Annotated in this window: 20 protein-coding genes; 7 read left to right on the top strand and 13 right to left on the bottom strand. The window is 56.5% G+C overall.

What is annotated here, in order from left to right; translation table 11 throughout:
* Positions 1-18 precede the first annotated feature (18 nt).
* The 10 genes from ACR0KL_RS17255 to ACR0KL_RS17300 all read right to left on the bottom strand — a co-directional run bounded on the left by ACR0KL_RS17255 (position 19) and on the right by ACR0KL_RS17300 (position 8549).
* On the bottom strand, positions 19-306 hold the full coding sequence (locus ACR0KL_RS17255) for a metalloregulator ArsR/SmtB family transcription factor (protein ID WP_170677277.1): 288 nt from the start codon (positions 304-306) through the stop codon (positions 19-21).
* A gap of 112 nt (positions 307-418) precedes the next feature.
* Positions 419-1651, bottom strand: coding sequence for a mandelate racemase/muconate lactonizing enzyme family protein (locus ACR0KL_RS17260; RefSeq protein ID WP_170676799.1), 1233 nt, complete (start codon positions 1649-1651; stop codon positions 419-421).
* Position 1652: 1 nt separating this feature from the next.
* Complete coding sequence (locus ACR0KL_RS17265) at positions 1653-2021, bottom strand: hypothetical protein (RefSeq protein WP_170676801.1); 369 nt, start codon at positions 2019-2021, stop codon at positions 1653-1655.
* A 4-nt stretch (positions 2022-2025) separates the two neighbouring features.
* The gene (locus tag ACR0KL_RS17270; protein ID WP_480777315.1) at positions 2026-3117 is read right to left on the bottom strand and encodes a Zn-dependent alcohol dehydrogenase; all 1092 of its coding nucleotides are present in this window, start codon (positions 3115-3117) and stop codon (positions 2026-2028) included.
* A gap of 81 nt (positions 3118-3198) precedes the next feature.
* Complete coding sequence (locus tag ACR0KL_RS17275) at positions 3199-4398, bottom strand: TCR/Tet family MFS transporter (RefSeq protein ID WP_480777316.1); 1200 nt, start codon at positions 4396-4398, stop codon at positions 3199-3201.
* Positions 4399-4495: 97 nt separating this feature from the next.
* Positions 4496-5209 carry an alpha/beta fold hydrolase gene (locus ACR0KL_RS17280; RefSeq protein WP_480777317.1) on the bottom strand — a complete coding sequence of 238 codons (714 nt, stop codon included), beginning with the start codon at positions 5207-5209 and terminating at the stop codon, positions 4496-4498.
* Positions 5210-5220: 11 nt separating this feature from the next.
* Positions 5221-6009 (bottom strand): 3-oxoadipate enol-lactonase, encoded by a 789-nt coding sequence (pcaD, locus tag ACR0KL_RS17285; protein ID WP_480777318.1) that lies wholly within the window; start codon positions 6007-6009, stop codon positions 5221-5223.
* A gap of 55 nt (positions 6010-6064) precedes the next feature.
* The gene (locus ACR0KL_RS17290; RefSeq protein ID WP_480777319.1) at positions 6065-7039 is read right to left on the bottom strand and encodes a threonine ammonia-lyase; all 975 of its coding nucleotides are present in this window, start codon (positions 7037-7039) and stop codon (positions 6065-6067) included.
* Positions 7036-7863 (bottom strand): alpha/beta fold hydrolase, encoded by an 828-nt coding sequence (locus ACR0KL_RS17295; RefSeq protein ID WP_480777320.1) that lies wholly within the window; start codon positions 7861-7863, stop codon positions 7036-7038. Before ACR0KL_RS17295 ends, ACR0KL_RS17290 begins: the two co-directional genes overlap by 4 nt.
* Positions 7863-8549 carry a haloacid dehalogenase type II gene (locus tag ACR0KL_RS17300; RefSeq protein WP_480777321.1) on the bottom strand — a complete coding sequence of 229 codons (687 nt, stop codon included), beginning with the start codon at positions 8547-8549 and terminating at the stop codon, positions 7863-7865. Before ACR0KL_RS17300 ends, ACR0KL_RS17295 begins: the two co-directional genes overlap by 1 nt.
* A gap of 605 nt (positions 8550-9154) precedes the next feature.
* Here ACR0KL_RS17300 and ACR0KL_RS17305 point away from each other — a divergent pair.
* From ACR0KL_RS17305 to ACR0KL_RS17315, 3 genes are read left to right on the top strand one after another with little or no spacing between them, the layout of a single operon-like run.
* Positions 9155-9493, top strand: coding sequence for a hypothetical protein (locus ACR0KL_RS17305; protein WP_170676817.1), 339 nt, complete (start codon positions 9155-9157; stop codon positions 9491-9493).
* The gene (locus ACR0KL_RS17310) at positions 9486-10712 is read left to right on the top strand and encodes an HlyD family secretion protein (protein ID WP_170676818.1); all 1227 of its coding nucleotides are present in this window, start codon (positions 9486-9488) and stop codon (positions 10710-10712) included. Before ACR0KL_RS17305 ends, ACR0KL_RS17310 begins: the two co-directional genes overlap by 8 nt.
* A gap of 32 nt (positions 10713-10744) precedes the next feature.
* Positions 10745-11071, top strand: coding sequence for a potassium channel family protein (locus ACR0KL_RS17315; protein WP_170639200.1), 327 nt, complete (start codon positions 10745-10747; stop codon positions 11069-11071).
* A gap of 611 nt (positions 11072-11682) precedes the next feature.
* Here ACR0KL_RS17315 and ACR0KL_RS17320 read toward each other — a convergent pair.
* The 3 genes from ACR0KL_RS17320 to ACR0KL_RS17330 form a co-directional block, all read right to left on the bottom strand.
* Entirely contained in the window at positions 11683-13218 is a 1536-nt protein-coding gene (locus tag ACR0KL_RS17320; protein ID WP_480777322.1) for a BCCT family transporter, read from the bottom strand.
* 141 nt (positions 13219-13359) lie between these two features.
* Positions 13360-14727, bottom strand: a complete 1368-nt coding sequence (locus ACR0KL_RS17325) for a sensor histidine kinase (protein WP_480554680.1) — start codon at positions 14725-14727, stop codon at positions 13360-13362.
* A complete protein-coding gene (locus ACR0KL_RS17330) occupies positions 14724-15392 on the bottom strand; it encodes a response regulator transcription factor (RefSeq protein ID WP_170676820.1) in 669 nt (222 codons plus the stop codon). The genes ACR0KL_RS17325 and ACR0KL_RS17330 overlap by 4 nt, the downstream gene beginning before the upstream one ends.
* Positions 15393-15531: 139 nt before the next feature.
* On the opposite strand from ACR0KL_RS17330, the gene ACR0KL_RS17335 reads away from it, so the two are divergent.
* The 4 genes from ACR0KL_RS17335 (at position 15532) to ACR0KL_RS17350 (ending at position 20176) form a co-directional block, all read left to right on the top strand.
* Entirely contained in the window at positions 15532-16620 is a 1089-nt protein-coding gene (locus ACR0KL_RS17335; RefSeq protein WP_170377047.1) for a tricarboxylate transporter, read from the top strand.
* A gap of 79 nt (positions 16621-16699) precedes the next feature.
* Entirely contained in the window at positions 16700-18730 is a 2031-nt protein-coding gene (locus ACR0KL_RS17340; RefSeq protein ID WP_170659840.1) for a tripartite tricarboxylate transporter permease, read from the top strand.
* Between the two features lie 87 nt (positions 18731-18817).
* Positions 18818-19906, top strand: coding sequence for a 4-oxalomesaconate tautomerase (locus tag ACR0KL_RS17345; RefSeq protein WP_480777323.1), 1089 nt, complete (start codon positions 18818-18820; stop codon positions 19904-19906).
* A 51-nt stretch (positions 19907-19957) separates the two neighbouring features.
* The gene (locus ACR0KL_RS17350; RefSeq protein ID WP_170676824.1) at positions 19958-20176 is read left to right on the top strand and encodes a hypothetical protein; all 219 of its coding nucleotides are present in this window, start codon (positions 19958-19960) and stop codon (positions 20174-20176) included.
* Positions 20177-20187 lie beyond the last annotated feature (11 nt).

Below are 20187 nucleotides of genomic sequence, written 5' to 3' on the forward strand. Positions count from 1 at the left end.
CCCCGGAACGCTTCTCTGTCAGTCTTTCGGCTTGCAGAACAGTTGATAGAGCAACTCGATCACCTGTTTCGTGTTGCCATCCTCAAGCGAATAAAACACCGTTTTCCCAGCGCGTCGGGTTGAGACCAAACCGTCCTCACGCAGGCGGGCCAGCATCTGGCTAACGGCGGCTTGCCGGATTTGCAAAAGCGCCTCCAGTTCGCCCACCGATTTCTCGCCGTCTTCGAGGTGGCACAGGATCATCAGGCGGCCCTCATGCGCCAGCGTTTTCAGAAACGCGGCGGCACGGGCGGCGTTGTCTTTCATTTCCGCCAATCCGTCCGATGCCGGGGCTTGAGTGGTGCTGTCTTTCAGTGTCACCGGTCAACCGTTCTTCAACTAAGTCTTCTGACACTATGCCCTAAGAAACGTTATAATGTCACCCCTCAGATACGGGAGCCCCACCCTGAAAGGCGTTACCATTGGCATAGTCGCACGGTTCTTCCTGCATCTGAAGGTGAAGCCCGTCGCCTTTGTAGGGATGCGCGCGAGCCAGATTTTCGTCCACTTCAATCCCAAGTCCGGCGGTGGTTGGAGGGGGCACGAACCCGTCCTCAACCCGGATTGAGCCCTTGATCAACTGGTCATGGAATGGCGTTTCAATGGTTTCCAGTAGCAACAGGTTCGGGATAGAGGCCGCCAGATGGATATTCGCAGCCCACTCCACCGGCCCGGCATAAAGATGCGGGGCCATTTGCGCGTTGAACACTTCGGCCATCGCAGCGACTTTCTTCATTTCCCAAATACCGCCTGCACGCCCCAAAGCCGGTTGCAAAATCTCCGCCGCGCCTGCGCGCAGAACCGCGCCAAATTCGGCTTTGGTGGTCATGCGTTCTCCGGTCGCGACAGGTATGCGGACGTTGCGGGCGACGCGGGCCATGTCCTCGATATTGTCGGGCGGAGTGGGTTCTTCGAACCAAAGCGGAGAGTATGGTTCCAGCGCCTGACCCAAGCGGATAGCGCCTGCGGTGTTGAACTGGCCATGGGTGCCAAACAGCAAATCAGCCTTGTCGCCCACCGCCTCGCGGATCGCTTTGCAAAACGCAACGGACATTGAGATATCGGACATCGCAGGCATGTGTCCGCCCCGCATCGTATAGGGCCCGGCGGGGTCGAACTTGACGGCGGTATAGCCGCGACGGACCGCATCCGCCGCGGCCTCAGCTGCCTGTTCGGGCGATGTCCAGAAGTCGGTCAGGTTGTGCTGGGGCAGGGGGTAGAGGTAGGTATAGGCGCGAATACGGTCATTCATCTTGCCGCCCAACAGCGCATAGACCGGTCGGTCGCGGTCTTTGCCCAGAATGTCCCAGCATGCGATCTCGAGCCCCGAAAAGGCCCCCATCACGGTCAGGTCCGGGCGCTGTGTAAAGCCCGAGGAATAGGCGCGGCGGAACATCAACTCGATGTTTTCCGGATTCTCGCCCTGCATGTGGCGGTCGAACACATCCCGGATCACGTGGCGCATAGCGTCGGGTCCGATGGACGAGGCATAGCACTCGCCCCAGCCGGTGATGCCGGTATCCGTGGTCAGCTTGACCAAAATCCAATAGCGTCCGCCCCATCCTGGGGCTGGCGGGGCTGTGACGATAATATCGAGGTCTTGCAGTTTCATCCTAGCCCTCTCGTGCTTGGTCAAACGCAATGAGTTCGCGATCAATCTCGGCCACCACCTCGGCGCTGCCAAAGAACGCCAAGTCAGGGGCGTCGACCTCGTCCATGAAGGCCTGAATTTCGATCAGCGCTGGTTTGCCGTCGAAACTGCCCTCAATCTGCCAGCGGCTGCTTTGGTCCACGGGCAAATCCGACAAGTTGTCCGCGATCTGGGCGACTAGTGCGTCGGGCAGCCCAAACCGGGGGTTGTTGGCGAGGCCTGTCAGGAAAGGCGGTACCTCTGCCAGATCGAAATTCATCGATGTCTCCGAGGTGGACGGCGCAGGTTTCGCCGCCTCGGGTTTGAAGAGATCGGTCAGGAAACGCAGCATCGGCCTACCTGTCGAACAGGATCACATTGCGCTTGGCGGATCCGGTTTTTGTATCGGCAATCGCCTCATTGATCTGATCCAGAGACCAGCGGCCCGAGACCAGTTCGTCCAGCTTCAGCCGCCCCTGTTCATAGAGGTCGATCATCCAGGGGATGTCGCGCTGAATAACCACGTCGCCCATCTTTGACCCCACCAGACCTTGTCCCAACGCGGCGAGGATCACCGGTTCATAGCTAGCTTCGTCCCCGGAATGGGGCATGCCGATCATCACGGCTTTGCCGCCCAAACCCAGATACCGTGGGGCCTGATCATAGGCGGGGATCGCGCCGACGGTGATCAAAACCGCATCTGCACCGCGGCCACCCAGCGCTTTGTATGCTGCTTTCCATGGTTCTTTCAGGCTGGCGAGCACGCCGTGGGTGGCACCGAATTCCTTGGCGATCTCAAGCTTCTCTTCGGTCATGTCGACCGCAACGATACGGCGCGCGCCGGCAATCCGAGCGCCTTGGATGGCGTTAAGGCCTACGCCGCCCGCGCCGATCACCACTACATCCTGACCAGGGCGCAAACCTGCGGCGTTCACCGCTGCGCCGACCCCTGTGATCACGCCACAGGACAACAGGCTTGCGAGGTCTTTGGGCAGGCTTTCCGGAATCCGAACGATCTGCCGGTGGCTGACGACGACTTTCTCGGCGAAGGCACCGCAGGCCATCGCCTGTTCCAAAGGTCCTCCGTCACCTGTACGCAAAGGACCTTTGACAGTGTCATAGGGGGTTTCGCAAATCGTAGGTTTGCCACCTGCACATGAAGGGCAGGAGCCGCAGGCCCGGATCAGTGTCACGACCACTGGATCGCCTAGTTTGAAATCCCCTGCGGCTTCTCCAACTGCACTGACCACCCCGGCTGCCTCATGCCCATAGACAGCGGGCAGGAGCCCGCCCCATGCACCGTCGGCATATGAGATGTCCGAATGGCAGATGGCCACCGCGTCCAGTGTAACCTCGACTTCGCCGGTGCCGGGTGCGGCCAGTTGGACCTCTTCTATGGTCAGAGGTTCCCCGAACGCCCGGCATACGGCGGCTTTGATGGTTTGCATGTCGTCCCTCGCTTCGTTTGGTTTACGGTGGCGCGGGAATTGGCATCTCGCAAGACGGAAACCGTCACGGGTATGTCGGTATTACGCTACGGCAGGTCGAGCGCGCAGAAACAGGACAAACCCGGCGGCCATGAGGATCAATGCCAAGAGGAACGGTGCTCCGGGCAGGTAGAGCGACGTGTCGGGCCGGATGAACCACGCAAACACGCTGGTCATCAACAGGGGCGAGATCACCATTGACAAGGCGTGCAGAGACGTCAGGACGCCCTGAAGTTCACCCTGTTGCGAGTCCGGCGTCGCGCGCGAGGTCAGCGCCTGCAGGGCGGGCGTGATCACGGCGCCCAAGGCGGTGATCGGGATAAGCATCAGGGCGATGGTGCCGTTGGTCAGGAAGGCTAGCAGGGCGAAGCTGATGACCTCAAAACCCATGCCACAGATGATGGTCATGCGCTCCCCAAGATGACGCGTCGCGGGTCTGATCAAACCGCCCTGAACGGCGGCCATGCCGATGCCATAGACGCCGAGAGACAGCCCGATCATCTGCGGCGACCATCCGAAACGCTCGGTCGTGAAATAGGACCAGATCGCGGGGTAGACGTAGATTGACACCGAGTAGAGGAAATAGACCCACAATAGAGGGCGAACTCCGGGCAGGGCGGCAATGGCCTTTAGCGCATTGACAGGGTTGGCGCGTCGCAAGCTGAAGGCGCGGCGGGTTTTGTCTGTGACCGTTTCAGGCATGACCATTAGACCGAGGCCGAATGAGAGGGCTGAAAGGGCTGCAGCCGCCCAGAAAGGCGCACGCGTTCCGTATTCGGCAAGCAGGCCGCCCATTACGGGACCCAGAACAAATCCCATGCCAAAAGCCGCGCCCAGCAGGCCAAAATTGGCGGCTTTGTCTTCGGGTTTCGAGACATCGGCCATGAAGGCAGCCGCTGTCGCGTGGGTTGCGGCTGTGATCCCTCCCACAATACGACCGAGCAAAAGCAACCAGATGCTGCCCGCGATGGCCATGACTACATAGTCCAAAGCCATCACAAACAACGAGACCAGCAGGACGCGCCGACGGCCATAGGCGTCTGACAGGTTGCCCAGAATAGGACCGAATACGAATTGCATGGCGGCAAAGGCAGTGCTGAGGACGCCTCCCCAAAGTGCGGCGTCGGCAAGCGTTCCGCCCTGCACCTCGACGATCAGTTGCGGCATGATCGGCATCACAAGGCCGATACCCATCGCGTCAATCATGACGGTCAGAAGAACAAAGACAAATGGCAGACGCATGGAACCCGGCTATATGACCCATCGCTCACCCTAGAGGGGCCAGCAGGATGTGGGAAGGGCGCAAAGACACCAACCCGGATGACGTCTCGTCAGGCGGCTAAAGTTTATCCGACAGCTCATCCAGTATTTGGGCAAGTTGCCGCGGGTGCGAGAAGAACGGAGAGTGTGAGCTGTCGATATCCCTCCGTAAATGGGCTGGAATTCGCTCGCTCATATCTTTCTGGTAGGTCGGAGGAATGGTGTGATCTTCGGTGGTGCGGATATAGGCCTTTGGGACCTGATCAAAGTGATCCCCCAATGAAAGCGGAGTGTCCTGCGGCTTGATGGCCTGCGGGCAGAGCCGGGCAAAGGCATAGGGCAGGATCTCGGGCTTGCAATCATGATAAAACAGATCCTGAACGCGGTCGGGATGCACGGTATAGGACAGCCCATCGGTGGATTTGTCGACCGCATCGCCAATGGTTTGCTCAGGACCTCGTCTGCGCATATCGACAAGAGACAACCCGTCCTGCGGGATATAGGCGCAAAGATAAATCAGCGCGCGCATGGCGTGCGGGTCGGCCTCGGCCGCGGCGCTGATCGGGTAGCCGCCCCAGGAATGCCCGACAAGGATCGCGTCTGGTGTTGAGGCCGCGAGCACGGCGTCTCGGCAGCTCTCTAGCGTGACATCGCAGATCGGTGTCGGGTCCGAGCCGTGGCTGGGCATGTCGATGGCACGGGCGGAGTGGCCGAAACCCTCAAGCTCGGGTATCAGGTCGCGCCAGCACCAGGCGCCGTGACAGGATCCATGGACCAATAAAAATTCGGCCAAGGGACGCTCCTTCAGATGTGACCGATCTCGGTCAGAAATTGCCGCAACAGGGCAGCGTATTCAGCGGGTTTTTCGACGCAGGGCAGGTGGCCCACCCGGCGCATCAATTCGAACCGCGAGCCGGGGATCAGGTCCACCGTTTCGCGTACCAGATCCGGCGGGGTCGAGCCGTCCTCATTGCCTGCGATCCCAAGGGTGGGCAGGCGCAGGCCGCTGGTCGGCGTGTAAAAATCGGTGCCCGCAATGGCGGCACAACAGCCCAGATACCCTTCGACTGGCTGGCTGACCATCATCTCGCGCCATGCGAGGTGCTGGTTGGCGGCCCGAAAATCGCGCGAGAACCACCGCTCCATCGTCGCATCGGCCAGCGCCTCGATCCCGCCGGTTCGGACGGCCTCCATCCTGTCTTGCCAGATTTTCGGCATCCCGATCTTGGCAGCGGTGTTCGACAGTACCAGCGCGCGGACCTGATCCATCCGTTTCACCGCCAGCCCTTGGCCAATCATACCACCAATCGACAAGCCAACGAAGACGCAATCCCGAATTTCGAGGTGATCCAGCAGCGCCTCGGTATCGCGGATCAGCGCGCCCATGGCGTAAGGCGCAGGCGGGACCGAGGATTGTCCGTGGCCCCGCTTGTCATAGCGAATGATCCGCAGCCTGTCGGGCAGATGTGGCAGCACATCGTCCCACAGGTGCAGATTGGTACCCAGCGAGTTTGCAAACACGATGGGCGCACCGTCCGGCACGCCATCAATCCGGTAGTTTAGCTGAACGCCACCCAGATCAGCGATCGTCATTCTTTGGTTCCTTGCTCGGCCTTTGCGTGCAGATTGCACAAACCCGATATGGATGTCAGGTCAGGAATTCCAACGCACGCGTAAAGACGCCGGGATCAACATTTCCGCCCGAAGCGACAACGATCACGTCATCCCCTTCGATCTGGTCTTTGCGGAAGAGGGCCGAGGCCAGGGACACCGCGCCGCCCGGCTCCAACACGATCTTGAGGCGCAAAAAGGCCAGCGCCATGGCGTGCAGCGCCTCGTCCTCCGTCACCGATAGGCCGGGGCCGCAGAGGCGGTTGAGGATCGGAAAGGTAATGTCACCCGGTTGCGGTGTCAGGATTGCGTCGCAGATGTTGCCAGCAGTTGAAGGGTTGCTTTTGATCTGCCGCGCCTCCAGCGAGCGCTTGACGTCGTCGAACCCGTCTGGTTCACACGGGCGGGCACGCAGGCCAGGGGCGTGGGACTCAAGCGCAAGCGCGATGCCTGAGGTCAGCCCGCCACCGCCGCAACAGACCAGAACGTCGGCTTCGGTCACGCCCGCGGCTTTGGCTTGTCGCGCGATCTCGAGCCCGGCGGTGCCTTGCCCCGCGATGACTTGGGGTTCGTCGTAGGGGCGGATCAGGGTCAGGCCGCGTTCTGAGGCCAGTGCATTGCCGATCTCTTCGCGGCTTTCCTTGGCTCGGTCGTAAAGAACAACTTCACCGCCCAAGGCACGCGTGTTGTCGATCTTCAGCTTCGGCGCGTCCGAAGGCATGATGATGACCGAGGAGATTCCGTGCTTCGCCGCCGCCAAGGCCACCCCCTGCGCATGATTGCCCGAGGAATAGGCGATCACACCGCGCTGTCTTTCCGCCTCGCTCAACGCCGAGATGGCCGACCACGCGCCGCGGAATTTGAAGCTGCCGGTGTGTTGCAGACATTCCGGTTTAACCAGAACCCGGCGCCCAGCAATTTCGTCAAGAAAGGGCGAGGTCAGAAGTGGCGTCACGCGGACATGCCCTTGCAGCCGATGGGCGGCGGCTTCGATCAGGTCGATTGTACTCATGCTTGGTCCAGAATCTTGCGGATAACGGTGAGGGATTGCGGCTCGTCCAGAAAGGGCACATGGCCGCGATCCGGGATTTCAGCCGTGATAAGGCCAGGGTGGTGGGCCTGCATCTGTTTCAGTGTTTCCTGGCTGAGGATGTCCGAGTTTGCGCCGCGCAGAACGCCCGTCGGAATGCCCTGTAGCGCCTCGAAGAAGGGCCACAAATCCGGCACGGGGCCGGCTGCGGCTTGTTTTATCAGGGCCGTGCGCAGGGCTGGGTCATAGCGCAAGGCTAGTCCCTCAAGCGTTTCCTGATACTGGTTCTCGGCCTGTATGCGCCAAACCTCCAGCGGGACGCCGGGGAAATGCGGCTCCATCACCGCTTTCAGTACCGCGGCGGCCTCATTATAGGTCTTTGAGGTGGGTGCGACGCCCACGTAATCCATGATCCGAGCGATACCTGAGGGTTCGATCACCGGACCCACGTCATTGAGGATCACGCCTGCCAGCCGGTCCGGCTGCAGTGTCGCGAGCGTCATCGCATTCATCCCGCCGCGCGACGTGCCCAAAACAACTACTCGGTCAAGGGCCAGATGGTCCAGCAGCTCGATAACATCCTGAGTTTCGCGCAGGACGTTGTAGTTCGTGTGGTTCGGATCATGATCCGACTGCCCGCGCCCTCGCGCATCCAATGTAATCAGGCGGGCATCGGCCATATGCGGAGCAAGCAGCGAGAAATCGCGCCCGTTGCGCGTCAGTCCGGCCAGACAAAGAAGAGGAACGCCTGCGCCACTATCCTCATAGTGCAGCCGAAGCCCGTCGGACGTCTTGAATTCAGCCATTATAGCCCGGCCAGTTCGGGGATTGAGGTTAGGTCAGACAAAACATGCGCTGGTTTCCACGGCAGTCGATCCATCGGTTCGCCCGCGCGATTGACCCATGCGGTCACAAAGCCGTAACCGCTGGCCCCTGCAGCGTCCCAACCGTTGGAACTGACGAACAGAACCTCATCTCGGGCACATCCGAACCGGCCCTGCACAAGATCATAGACCTTGGCGTGGGGTTTGAAGATACCGACGCTTTCTACCGACAGCACATCGTCCAAAACATCGCCAATACCGGCCGATTGCACCGCGCCATCCAACATGGGAGGCGACCCGTTCGACAGAATCGCGGTTTGCAGCCCGCCTTGTTTCAGCGTCTGTAGCATCTGGGGCACCTCGGGATAGGCGCGTAGCTCCCAGTAAAGATCCAGCAGCCGCTGGCGCAGCTTGGCATCCCCGTGCAGCCCCGTCGCCTCGAGCGCCCAGTCCAACCCGTCTTGTGTGACATCCCAGAAATCGCAATGAGCGTCTGCGACGGCGCGCAGCCATGTGTATTGCAATTGCTTGAGCCGCCAGTGATTTGCCAGGTCCGGCCAAGTATCGCGGAGCGCCTCAAAGCCCGGCTCTACAGCGGCCTGACGTGCCGCAGCCGCCACATCGAACAATGTGCCATAAGCGTCAAATATACAGGTCGTGATTGCCACTAGCTCTCTCCCCTTTTTCTGGCGCAAGTTGGCACAAGAGGGCGGTGCAGGAAAGAGCCAAGGTCCGACAACATTTTGTCAGGCGCGGGCTAGTTAGGCGAAGTGACAGTAGCGGTTTGCACTTTTTCTGAAGCGAGAGACCGGGTATTTCTTCTGTCGGTGTCAATGCTAACGAGACTCGCTCATCCCTGCTCAAGAGAGCATAAAGAAACCGATAGTGATCTGAGAATTGGTGGAGCCTAGGGGAAATGCCGCCGAACGACTAATGCACTGATAGTAAAAGCTATTGTAGTGTGTTGGTTTGCGGTGTGTCTCACCTTATTGTCACACTCCAATATGCACAACCTCTTCCGCAAAGCTGTGCACATCAAAGCATACAAACCTCTTTGGTGCCCTGCTTGGTCTACTGTTCAGACCTACTGCTTCTTCCGTTTTGAAGTGTTGCGAACGAAGTTGAACAGTTGTGTGCGGATCTGCTCGGCAACTACCTTACTCACGCCGTACTAAGCCGTATTAAAGCCACTTCGCTATCTGCAGCGAGATTGGTCTTTTTGATTTCAATCAGTTATATTTGAATGTGATCGCTTGAAGGCGGGGTGGGGCAGGTGAACAGTTCTATTTCTGATGAGGCAATGGCAAGGCTCCCATTTTGGGTAACACCCCCGGGGGAGACAGACGGTTTTCTGATCGTTGTTGGGTTGGTTCTAGTCATAGTGCTGATGGGTTTTGGTGCGCTTTACTTCACCGTACAGGCCATTCCAGACCGCATGGCAGCAGGTGCTCACAAAGTGCAAATGCAGTTGGTCGGTGTGCTTGGGCTGATCTCTCTCTTCACCCTCAACAACGCTTTTTGGATCGCAGCAATTCTGATCGCCGCCGTGCCCTTGCATGAAATCTTTCCGCTCAAGACCGAAGTAGACATCTCGGAGAGCGACGATGCTTGAGTTGGTCTTCTCTGCACTGATCACAATCGTCCCGGACTACCTTTATCGCCGCTACAAGCAGGGCAAGCGGTGGGGCCAGGAAATTACCCTCTTCAATGTCTGGTATGAATTGCGGTGGGGTTTGACCGCCTGTGCAATACTGGCTGTGACGCTGATCACGGTGATCTTCTATTTCCACCCTTCAACGCGGAATGTCTCAGCTGCATTTCGCACAGTTACCATTCTGTCGGATCGCGTGGGGCGGGTCGCGGAAGTCTACGTTGCCAATAATGAGGACGTTATGGCTGGCGAGCCGATTTTCCGACTGGACACCACACGGCAGGAGGCAGCAGCAGAAACGGCTCAGCGACGTATCGAGGAGATTGAGGCGGCTTTAGGCCTGACCGCAACGGAAGTTGTGAGTGCCACCGCCAGGGTTGAGGCGACAGAAGCTGACCTTGCTCAGGCGACGAGTGATTTGGAGCGACGCCTGGAGCTTGCGGAGCGAAACAACACCGTTGTTAGTAAGCAGGAACTGGAACGGTTGCAAACCGCAGTGACCGGCGCAGAAAGTCAGCGCGCAGCCGCTATTGCCTCGTTAGACGGTTCCAAATTGCGCCAAACCACCCTTCTCCCTGCACAGCTTGAAACTGCGCGTGCGGTTTTGAGAGAGGCTGAGAACGAGATATCAAAATCCACCGTATTTGCCGAGGTGGATGGGACGGTAACGCAATTTCTCCTCAAGCCAGGTGATATCGTTAATCCAATACTACGCCCTGCAGGGATTTTGGTGCCTGAGGTTACGGGACAGGGGCGCTTTATCGCGGCTTTTGGTCAGATTTCTGCCAGCGTACTAAGGCCGGGTATGCTGGTGGAAATCACCTGCGCGTCTAAACCGTTGACCATAGTCCCGATGGTTGTGGATGACGTGCAAGGGGCGATTGCTGCGGGGCAGTTCCGACCGGGCGATGCGCTGCTGGATCAGCAGGATCGAGCGCGACCCGGTACAGTTACAGCGTTCCTAGCACCTATTTTTCCAGAGCATCTTGATAGCATCCCGCCCGGTAGTGCGTGCGTTGGTGTTGCTTATACGAGCAGAGCAAAGGAGATCGACGCTGGTGAGATCACGGGCCTGTCTGCCTTCATTGCAAGGATTGTGGATGGTATGGGAATAGCAAATGCAATTGTCTTGCGTGCACAGGCCATTCTGCTTCCTGTTAAGACATTGGTATTCAACTAGGCCCACAACTGGCAGTGAGGTAGAGGTTCGCTATGGGTTGCGACGCCAGCTACATTTGCACGTTTCTATCAGTTTTCCTTTGGGACCTGATCTACCTGTCACCGATACTCGTATTCTTGTTGGTTTTGGTGTGCGTGCTTGGGGTATCAATTGGCCGGATCGAAGGCTGGTCGACCGGGGTGAGCCTTTACCATGCCTTCATAAACGCAACTACGGTTGGCTACGGAGACATTAGGCCTGAGAAACCCACGAGCCGGGCTTTATCGGTTGTTAACGCATTTGTTGGGCTTATCTTTGCAGGCATTATCGTCGGTATAGGTGTACATGCCGTCGAGACTGCGATGGTCGCCGATTTATAGTTAGCTATCTCACTCTTTGGTGGCTGTGCTGTAGGTCTACTAGATGAGGGTTTGTTTTGTATTCAGTATGCGTCACAGCGGTGTTTCGAGCGGTCTAAACGCGACAGCAACGCCTGTGCTTGCTAACAAAATGAAATAGCCCTTTTGTGAACCTGTGCGCGTAGTTAGTTTATCGCACTTGCTGCATGAAGATGTTTAGTTTTTTAGCCGCTGCGAACGGCTGTCACTTTTCGGAAAAAAAACCTCTCTGTCATCCCAGTACCAATCATAGCGTGCAGTGTGCATTTATTGAGACAACAACACCGAACTAGAGCGGCGATAACTTATAGTGACTCGCTCTATGGTACAACTCTCTCTATCCAATACGACAGATACTGGCTCGGAGAGATTTGCCAAAATTTTGCGGTAAATTCGGCCAGCACGGCGGACATTGACGCGATATATAGCGAGTGAGCGTCCTAAGTCCAAAACACTCAGTTCCTCAGAGCACCGGCTCCAGACGAGAGTCGCTTCAAACACAAATTTCTAAACGCGATTAAGCGCGAGCCAGATCAAAAAACCAACGTACAAGAAAACAGATACGTTCAAAACCGTATCGACGATAGAACCTGTCATTTGGTGGCCTCTTTTGAAAGCGACTTGAGGAGACAGATCACAAGTATTGGCACGATGAATACAAACGCAATTGCCGAGAGTGCGATAATAGATCTGACAAGTGAAACATCATTTACGAGGATCATGGCTAGACCCAAGGCGCCTAGAACTATCCCCCAGATGGTTCGAACGCTCGGCGAGGGGTTTTCGTCTCCGCCTGTTCCAATCATTGCAAGTGTGAAGCCTGCGCTCACGACGCTCGTTACAACAAAGAGGAAAGCGGCAGTTATCGTCGCTATCTGCGTGATAAACTTCAATGGAAACTGTTGCAGGAGAGCGAATGTCGTCGCATCAAGGCTCTTTTCGTTGACCTCAAGAAGATGACCACTTCCATCCAAAACATCAAAAAAACCTACACCGCCGAGCACTCCAAACCAGAAAATCGAAAAAAGAGTGGGCGCAATTATGACCCCGGCCAGAAACTCGCGTATTGTGCGCCCCCGCGAAATGCGTGCAATGAAAATGCCGACAAATGGAGACCATGCAAGCCACCAGATCATGTAATTAAGCGTCCAGTCTTGAAACCAGGTGGAAATGCTCTGATCGAAAAATTCTGTTGTCGAAAAACCGGCAGGTATGACGTTGTAAACATAACGTCCAAAACCCGAGACGATCGAATTCATCACAAAAGACGTGGGACCGACGACAAGTAGAAAAACCAAAAGACTGATCGCGATCGCCATCGCCAAGTTTGACAGTTTTGACATTCCTTCTCCTAGATCACGTCTCAGAGGAATAAGGAAAGCAACGCACATGGCGGAAAAAATAATTGCCGTTAGATAAGGAGAATTTGGTATTCCAAGAACCCCTGCCAGTCCTGTTTGAATTTGAAACACACCCATGGCCAACGAACCCGCTAGGCCAACGGCTATGGCGACGACCGATAAGAAATCGAACAACCATGCCAACCCGCGGGTCCAAGTTTTCTCGCCGTACACGTCCAGCAACGGAGCGCTTAGCAGCAACGAACGTTCACGTCGAAACGCAAAATAGGCAACTATCAGTGCAACGACACCGTAGATGGCCCAGGCGTGGAACCCCCAGTTCAAATAGGTTACGAACATGGCGAGCCTTGCGGCTTCTGGATCGGAAGAAAAATCGCGTATTACCGAAAAGTGGGTTAGTGGCTCTGATACGCCAAAAAACAGCAGGCCCACTCCCATACCAGCCGCGAAAAGCATTGCAATCCAAGCTGTAGTCGAAAACTCGGGCTCTGAACCTTCGGGTCCAATTCGGATAGAGCCGTACTTGGAAACTGCGAAATAGATTGCCAGCAACAAAAGTGCGCTGGCTTCGAGCATTATGAACCAGCCTCGGCTTTCGAACTGGATAGTGACAATTCTTGAGGAGACAGAACCCAAGCCATGCGGGTCGGCAACACCCCATAGTGCAATACAGCTGCTGACGAAGAGAGCCGAAATCAAAAGCGCATTGACTTTCATAAAATTCCCAATCGAAGAAAAATGGCTTCGTTTAATCGTAGCAGCGATCATCCAGCTCTAATAGCTGGAAACTTTTCTTTCCGGATTGAAACAGATGACCGTTTTGTCCCGCTTTGTAGTCTTTCGATTCACATAGACCAGCCAATTCCACGAGATGCCTGTTTTTGGGTTCCGAGCAGAACTAGAAACAGCTTACAGGGCTATGGGGAGCTTAAGGGTAATGCTTGCTCCTCTATCGACTTGGTTGATTTCGACTATTCCTCCATGCCTCTGCGCCACTGCCGAGACGATGGATAACCCTAGTCCGCTGCCCTCGGAATGTTCTAACTGAGAAAATCGATTGAATGCTGCTTCGCTTTGGTTCGGCGAAAGGCCAGCCCCGTCATCGGCCACCGTTAGCTCAACGTGTTTGCCCTCACACTGCAGCACTACTGAGATTTGGCTCAACTTTGGGCCACCGTGTTTGATTGCGTTGTCCAATAGGTTCTTTAGAGCTTCAATCAGAAAGATACGGTCGCCGAGTACCGCGACCACCGTCTCAGGCATCGTGACATCAAATTCAATACCCTTTGCGAGGATGTGAACGCCCATCTCCGCGCAGGCCTCTTCCACGACCGAGCGGAAGTCAATTTTATCCATTTGGTCTTGGTGCGTCGGTTGCCTAAGCCTCTCAAGTGACAACAGCTGTTCTGCCACTGTTGCTGAGTTTTTTGCCGCCGCCACAAGCTCTGAGATGCGTTTTTCTCGGTCGTCAGCTGTTTTCGCATCCTGCAGCGCTTCGGCCATTGACTGCACGGCCGCCGCCGGATTCCGCAGTTGATGCGCAGCTTCGGATATAAACACTTGATGGGCGTTGATACTGTTTTCCACCTGTCCAAAAAGTCGGTTCAGGGTTCTGACAACTCCTTGAACTTCGATGGGGACGGGGCGCTTGATCTCACTGAGGTCATCTGGTGAACGCAAGTCAATAGCGTCCTGCAAATCCAACAAGGGCCTCAGACCACGCGCGACGCCGAACCATACCACAATGGCGAGGGTGGCCAGCAGAATTCCCATAAGAATTCCAGCGCGGATTGACAATTCATTTGCGAAAGCGTTGCGATCCGCCATACGTTGCCAGACTGTAACTGTCGCATCTCCGATGAGATTTTCTATCGTTACTCTTTCCGTCATCTTGAGAACGCGAACTGGTTCTTGGCGGTAGAGCGCTTCGAAAAACTGCGGCTTGTACACCTCTTGAGTAGACGGGTTGGTGGCTGCCGGTGGGTAGGCATAGCCTGTCACATAGATGCCACCGGGTCCCGTTACGTGGTAAAAAATCTCTCCGCCCGATGCGTCGCGGATCATGCTGCGTGTCGTTGGTGAAAGCGCATCACCCCCCGAAATCGCAACATCTCGCGATATTGCGAGGCCAGCAGATAAAAGGCTGTCGTCGAACAATTCTTGAGCCGTATTCTGCGCAATCATAAAACGCCAAAGACCAAGCAGAGCGGCAATTAGCACCAACGGGGTTAGGATAAGAATGAAAAGTCTTAACCTGAGCGAGCCGTGATTGATCACTTCTGCACCTCAAGCAGATATCCCAGACCACGAGCTGTCTTAATTCTAATACCGAGATCTTGAAGACGTTTTCTCAGCCGAGACACATGAGGCTCAACGGCCGAGGCCTCGACATCGGCACCGACGCCATAGACATAGTCTGTAAGTTGGCTTTTGGGAACAATTCTGCCCCTGCGCTCTAACAGGCATTCAAGAACCGCGATTTCCCGCCGCGGAATATCCAGAACTTCGCCTTGCACACTAACCTGACGGGCAGCGCGATCGAATTCCAGGCCACCAATGCTCTCCTTTGCGCCGTAGTCGAGATCTTTGCGTCGAGAAAGCGCTCGGATGCGTGCTTCCAACTCGTCCATTTCGAACGGCTTAACCAGGTAATCATCGGCGCCCATATCCAACCCCGAAACCCGGTCGCTTGTTTCGGCACGTGCCGTCAGCAAGATCACTGGTACGCCGTCACCACGATTGCGAAGAGATTTCAGGATCTCCAGTCCTGACTGTCCGGGCAAATTGATATCCAGAACAACCAAGTCGGCACCCTCTTGCGCAAGATACAAGTCAGCCTCGTCGCCATCCGTAAGCACTTCTGCCGCATGACCGCGGTCACGCAGACGATAAGCAATGGCGTTGGCGAGGGTCTCGTTGTCTTCGACGATGACGATCCGCATCGAGTCTCCTGCAAGTTTCGCGCAAGGTTGGCGCTCCATGATTGCCAGATGGGAGGGGGAATCAACCCCACAGTTCTATTTGCGATCACGGTGGCGCAGAGGGCGCCAGCGTGGTTGTCTGGTCAACAGGGAGGAACCAATGACCATTTCCAACTTCACCCGTCGCGCGGTCGTGGGGCTGATCGCCGCCGCCGGTATCGCCGCACCTGCCGCCGCCGAGGTCGATTTCTCGGGCAAGACCGTTGAATGGGTTATCCCATTCTCGGAAACGGGCGGATCCGCCAAATGGGCCAACTTCTTTGCGCCGCTTCTGTCCGAAGCACTGCCGGGTCAACCGACTGTTGTCGTCAAATTCATGCCAGGCGCTGGTTCGACTAAAGGCGCAAACTGGTTTCAAGAGCAGAGCCACGACGATGGAACGCTGCTGTTTGGCACCTCCGGTTCAACTCAATTCCCGTATCTGCTGAGCGATCCGCGCGTGCGCTATGAATACAACGACTGGATTCCGGTTATGGCGTCGGGAACCGGTGGTGTTGCCTATCTGAACGCCGAGGATGGAGCAAAGTTTGATGGCTCCGCAAACGCGCTGAAAGACACCAACTTCATCTATGGCTCGCAGGGCGCAACCCGACTGGACCTCGTGCCGCTGCTGGCCTGGCAAATGCTGGGCATGAATGTCGAGCCTGTCTTTGGGATCAAAGGCCGCGGCGATGGTCGCCTGATGTTCGAACGCGGTGAAGCTAACATCGATTATCAGACCTCGTCCGGCTATCTGGGTGGTTCGGCCCCGCTGGTTGAATCCGGTCAGGCTGTGCCGATGATGACCTGGGGTGCTCTGGATGCAGACGGTAATATCGTCCGTGACCCGACCTTCCCGGACATCCCGACGTTCAAGGAAGTCTGCGAAGCCACCGATGGTTGTGAAACCAGTGGTGAGGCATGGGATGCTTGGAAAGCATTCTTTGTAGCCGGTTTCCCGGTTCAAAAGCTAGCCTTCCTTCCGGGTGATACACCTCAGGAAGTGGTCGACGCATACACCGCCGCATTCCAGGCTGTAACCGAGCGCGGCGACTTTGCCGAAATCTCGTCAAAGCGTGTCGGCAAGTACCCCGTGTTCGTAGGTGACGGCTCTAAGGCGGCGCTGCAAACCGCAACAAATGTCGACGACAACGCCAAAGCCTACGTTCTGAACTGGCTCAAAGAAGCCTATGGTGTCGAGCTGAACTAAGCCCAGACACCACCGCGCGTGTCCCAATGTCGGGCGCGCGCTTTTCCAAACACAAGACAATTTATGAAAGGCGGCCGCTATGGAGGTTTTCGCCACCGCTCTTCCTGCGCTCAGTGATGCGTGGGGTCTGATCCTGCAACCTATTGTTCTGGGATATCTTATTCTCGGTGTCGTTATGGGACTGGCCGTAGGTGTTTTCCCCGGACTTGGCGGTATCGCTGGTCTGTCTTTGTTGTTGCCTTTCATGTTCGGCATGGACCCTATCCTTGGGTTGGCGCTGATGATCGGAATGGTTGCTGTTGTTCCGACCTCTGACACTTTCGCATCAGTTCTTATGGGCATCCCCGGCAGTTCCGCCTCGCAGGCGACTGTGCTGGATGGCTTCCCGATGGCGAAAAAGGGTGAGGCTGCGCGGGCATTGTCAGCGGCCTTTGCGTCATCGCTGTTTGGCGGTTTAGTCGGCGCGACCTTCCTGACCATGTTCATCCTGATCGCGCGACCCATCGTTCTGGCCTTCGGCCTGCCCGAGATGTTGATGATCACAATTCTTGGCCTGTCGATGGTCGCCATTCTGGCCGGGCGTATCCCGCTGAAAGGCGTCGCCGCTGCCGGGTTGGGCCTGATGGTTGGCACGATTGGTGAGGCCGACGCGGGTGGCTCTCTGCGTATGGCCACCTATGACATTCCCTACCTGACCGACGGTCTGAAATTGGTCATCGTTGGCTTGGGTATCTTTGCGGTGCCGGAAATCGTCTCGCTGCTGCGTCAAGACCGATCCATTGCCAAGGGCGCTTCGCTGGGAGCGGGTTGGTTTGATGGCGTCAAAGACTGGGCTGCGAACATTTGGCTGTCGGTCCGCTGTTCGATCATTGGCGTGGTTGTCGGTGTCATTCCCGGCCTTGGGGGTTCGGTTGTTGACTGGATTGCCTATGGCCACTCGGTTCAATCGACCAAAGACAAAAGCAACTTCGGCAAGGGCGAAGTGCGTGGCGTCATCGGGCCGGAAAGCTCGAACAATGCCAAGGAGGGCGGGGGGTTGGTCCCAACGCTGCTATTCGGCATCCCCGGCTCGGGTTCGATGGCGATCTTTATCGGCGCAGTTGCGCTGTTGGGATCTGGCGATATCGAGGTTGGTCCGAGCATGCTCAAGGATAATCTCGATATCACCTATTCGATTGTCTGGTTGCTGGCTCTTGCCAACGTGGTGGGCACCATCCTGTGTATCGCGGCCTCTGGCGGGATTGCCAAACTAACGACGATCCGCTTCACCTATCTGGCGCCGTTTCTGTTCATGCTGATCAGCTTTGCGGCATTCCAATCCGGTCAGAATTTCGAAGACCTTCTGGCCCTGTTTGTCATCGGCCTGATCGGCATTTTCCTGCGCCGTTTCGACTGGTCACGCCCGGCCTTCCTGATTGGATTCGTGTTGTCCAACCCGGTTGAGAAGTTCACCAACCAGGCGTTCCAGATCGCCTCTTTCCGCTTCCGCAAAAGCTTTGGCGAAGGCATGGAGTACGTCTTCAGCCCGATCGTCATCGTCCTGATCGTGGTCACCGTGGTTTCGGTTATTCTTGGCATTCGTCAAGCCAAGATGATCATGGCCGAAGGTGAGGTCAAATCCGGTAGCAAGCGCGCGCCGCTGATCTTCCTGCTGGTGATCATGGCCTATCTGATCGTGGCGTTGATCAATGCCAACATGATCCCTGACTACAACATGACTGACAAGATCATCCCGCTTGTGATCGGTAGCGTGTCGCTGTTCTGCTGCGTCATCCTGCTAATCCAGATGATGCGGCGGCCCGAGGGTGACGCGATCTTTGCAGACAAGGAACTCGCCGGTGAGGATGCAAGCGCGCCGCACGGACTTTGGTCAACGCTCGCGTGGTTTGCAGGTCTGATCGCGGCCACTTGGGTTGTTGGGTTCATCCTCGCCCTGATCGGGTTCCTGATCGCATTCTTCCGCATTCGCGCCGGGTCCAGTTGGCAGATGACGCTGCTCCTGACGGCTTGTGGCATCGGTTTCATGTGCTTCATGGCTGGCGCTTTGAACCGGGATTTCCCGCCAGGTCTGCTGCAAGACATGGTGAACCTGCCATGGCCGCTCAAGTAGGCGCTCAACGTCTGCCCGGCCTGCCTATCTGGCAACCGGGCAGCACTGAAATCAGAAATTTCAACGGTTTGTAAAGGAGGGTTCGCAATGACCCAGACAGCAATCCCATATGTTTTCATGCGCGGCGGCACTTCCCGAGGGCCTTATTTTCGACGCTCTGATCTGCCTGAAGATAGGGATAAGTTGGCTGATGTTCTGGTCGCTGCCCTCGGGGCTGGGCAAGCGCTCAATATCGACGGGATCGGTGGCGGTAACGCGGTGACGACCAAAGTGGCGATGCTGTCTGCCAGCGAGGACGACTGGGCCGATATCGACTATTTCTTCGCGCAAGTTTCTGTGGATGAGAAGCTGGTCGATTTCAAACCCACCTGCGGAAACATCCTCTCAGGAGTTGGTCCAGCTGCGATCGAAATGGGATTGTTTCAGCCCAACGGCGATGAGACCGAAATCCGTATTCGCGCCGTCAATACAGGCGCCCGCGTCATTGCCAAAGTGCAGACCCCGGGCGGCGATTTGGTCTATGAGGGTGACGCGGAAATAGCCGGAGTTCCCGGCCATTCTGCACCGGTGCAACTGAGTTTTATGGGCGTTGTGGGCTCGGCAACAGGTGCATTTCTGCCCACGGGAAATTTGCGCGATACAGTGCAGGGGATCGAGCTGACGTGCATGGATGTCGCTATGCCGATGGCGATAGCCCGAGCAGAGCATTTCGGACTGACAGGATATGAAAGCGCCGAAGAGCTGGATGCCAACCGTGCTTTCTTTGATCGGATGGAGGCCGTGCGGATCGAAGCCGGGGAACGGATGGGTATGGGGGACGTATCGAAATCGGTGACTCCCAAATTCGGCCTGATGGCCCCCGCCAGAGAGGGTGGAACCCTTGCGGTTCGGTATTTCATGCCATGGAAAACCCACCCAACTATGGCCGTAACGGGAGCGCAATGCATGGCGTCTTGCGCTTTGACGCCCGGAACCGTCGCAGACGGGTTGCTTGATCGTCCGGATTCAAGCCCGGCGGACGTTGTGTTGGAGCACGCCTCAGGTAAGATCGACGTTCTGGTGGACTTCTCGAACGACGAGGAGTTCAACGTGAATACCGCCGGTCTGGTGAGAACAGCGCGCAAATTGGCGGATGGGCATGTCTATGTACCGGAATCTGTGTGGAACAACAGTTGAAAAGGCGGATCTCAAAAGGTATACTATGGTATACATAAAGAGGATGTTCCGATGGATGACTATTCTGAATGCCTTGGTATCGCGCGTCAGGAACTCAGGCTGGCGCAGTCGGCTCTGCGGAGGGACATTGCGGACTACCCGACACCGATTGCCGGGTGTGATGAGCAATTCAACCATTTGCTGGATCAGCGCGAACGTGTTCGCAACGCGCTAGAAGCGCTCGACACACGTCATTTTGTGTCGACGCCAAGAAAATTGAGCTTCGAATAGGGTATAGGAAG

This window comes from Ruegeria sp. C8, assembly GCF_056537565.1.

Coding starts and splice junctions, on each gene's coding strand:
- ACR0KL_RS17290 (WP_480777319.1), bottom strand. CDS start 7,039: ATGAGTACAATCGACCTGATCGAAGCCGCCGCCCATCGGCTGCAAGGG.
- pcaD (WP_480777318.1), bottom strand. CDS start 6,009: ATGACGATCGCTGATCTGGGTGGCGTTCAGCTAAACTACCGGATTGAT.
- ACR0KL_RS17320 (WP_480777322.1), bottom strand. CDS start 13,218: ATGATCGCTGCTACGATTAAACGAAGCCATTTTTCTTCGATTGGGAAT.
- ACR0KL_RS17260 (WP_170676799.1), bottom strand. CDS start 1,651: ATGAAACTGCAAGACCTCGATATTATCGTCACAGCCCCGCCAGCCCCA.
- ACR0KL_RS17330 (WP_170676820.1), bottom strand. CDS start 15,392: ATGCGGATCGTCATCGTCGAAGACAACGAGACCCTCGCCAACGCCATT.
- ACR0KL_RS17270 (WP_480777315.1), bottom strand. CDS start 3,117: ATGCAAACCATCAAAGCCGCCGTATGCCGGGCGTTCGGGGAACCTCTG.
- ACR0KL_RS17345 (WP_480777323.1), top strand. CDS start 18,818: ATGACCCAGACAGCAATCCCATATGTTTTCATGCGCGGCGGCACTTCC.
- ACR0KL_RS17275 (WP_480777316.1), bottom strand. CDS start 4,398: ATGCGTCTGCCATTTGTCTTTGTTCTTCTGACCGTCATGATTGACGCG.
- ACR0KL_RS17255 (WP_170677277.1), bottom strand. CDS start 306: ATGAAAGACAACGCCGCCCGTGCCGCCGCGTTTCTGAAAACGCTGGCG.
- ACR0KL_RS17350 (WP_170676824.1), top strand. CDS start 19,958: ATGGATGACTATTCTGAATGCCTTGGTATCGCGCGTCAGGAACTCAGG.
- ACR0KL_RS17265 (WP_170676801.1), bottom strand. CDS start 2,021: ATGCTGCGTTTCCTGACCGATCTCTTCAAACCCGAGGCGGCGAAACCT.
- ACR0KL_RS17335 (WP_170377047.1), top strand. CDS start 15,532: ATGACCATTTCCAACTTCACCCGTCGCGCGGTCGTGGGGCTGATCGCC.
- ACR0KL_RS17295 (WP_480777320.1), bottom strand. CDS start 7,863: ATGGCTGAATTCAAGACGTCCGACGGGCTTCGGCTGCACTATGAGGAT.
- ACR0KL_RS17340 (WP_170659840.1), top strand. CDS start 16,700: ATGGAGGTTTTCGCCACCGCTCTTCCTGCGCTCAGTGATGCGTGGGGT.
- ACR0KL_RS17315 (WP_170639200.1), top strand. CDS start 10,745: ATGGGTTGCGACGCCAGCTACATTTGCACGTTTCTATCAGTTTTCCTT.
- ACR0KL_RS17310 (WP_170676818.1), top strand. CDS start 9,486: ATGCTTGAGTTGGTCTTCTCTGCACTGATCACAATCGTCCCGGACTAC.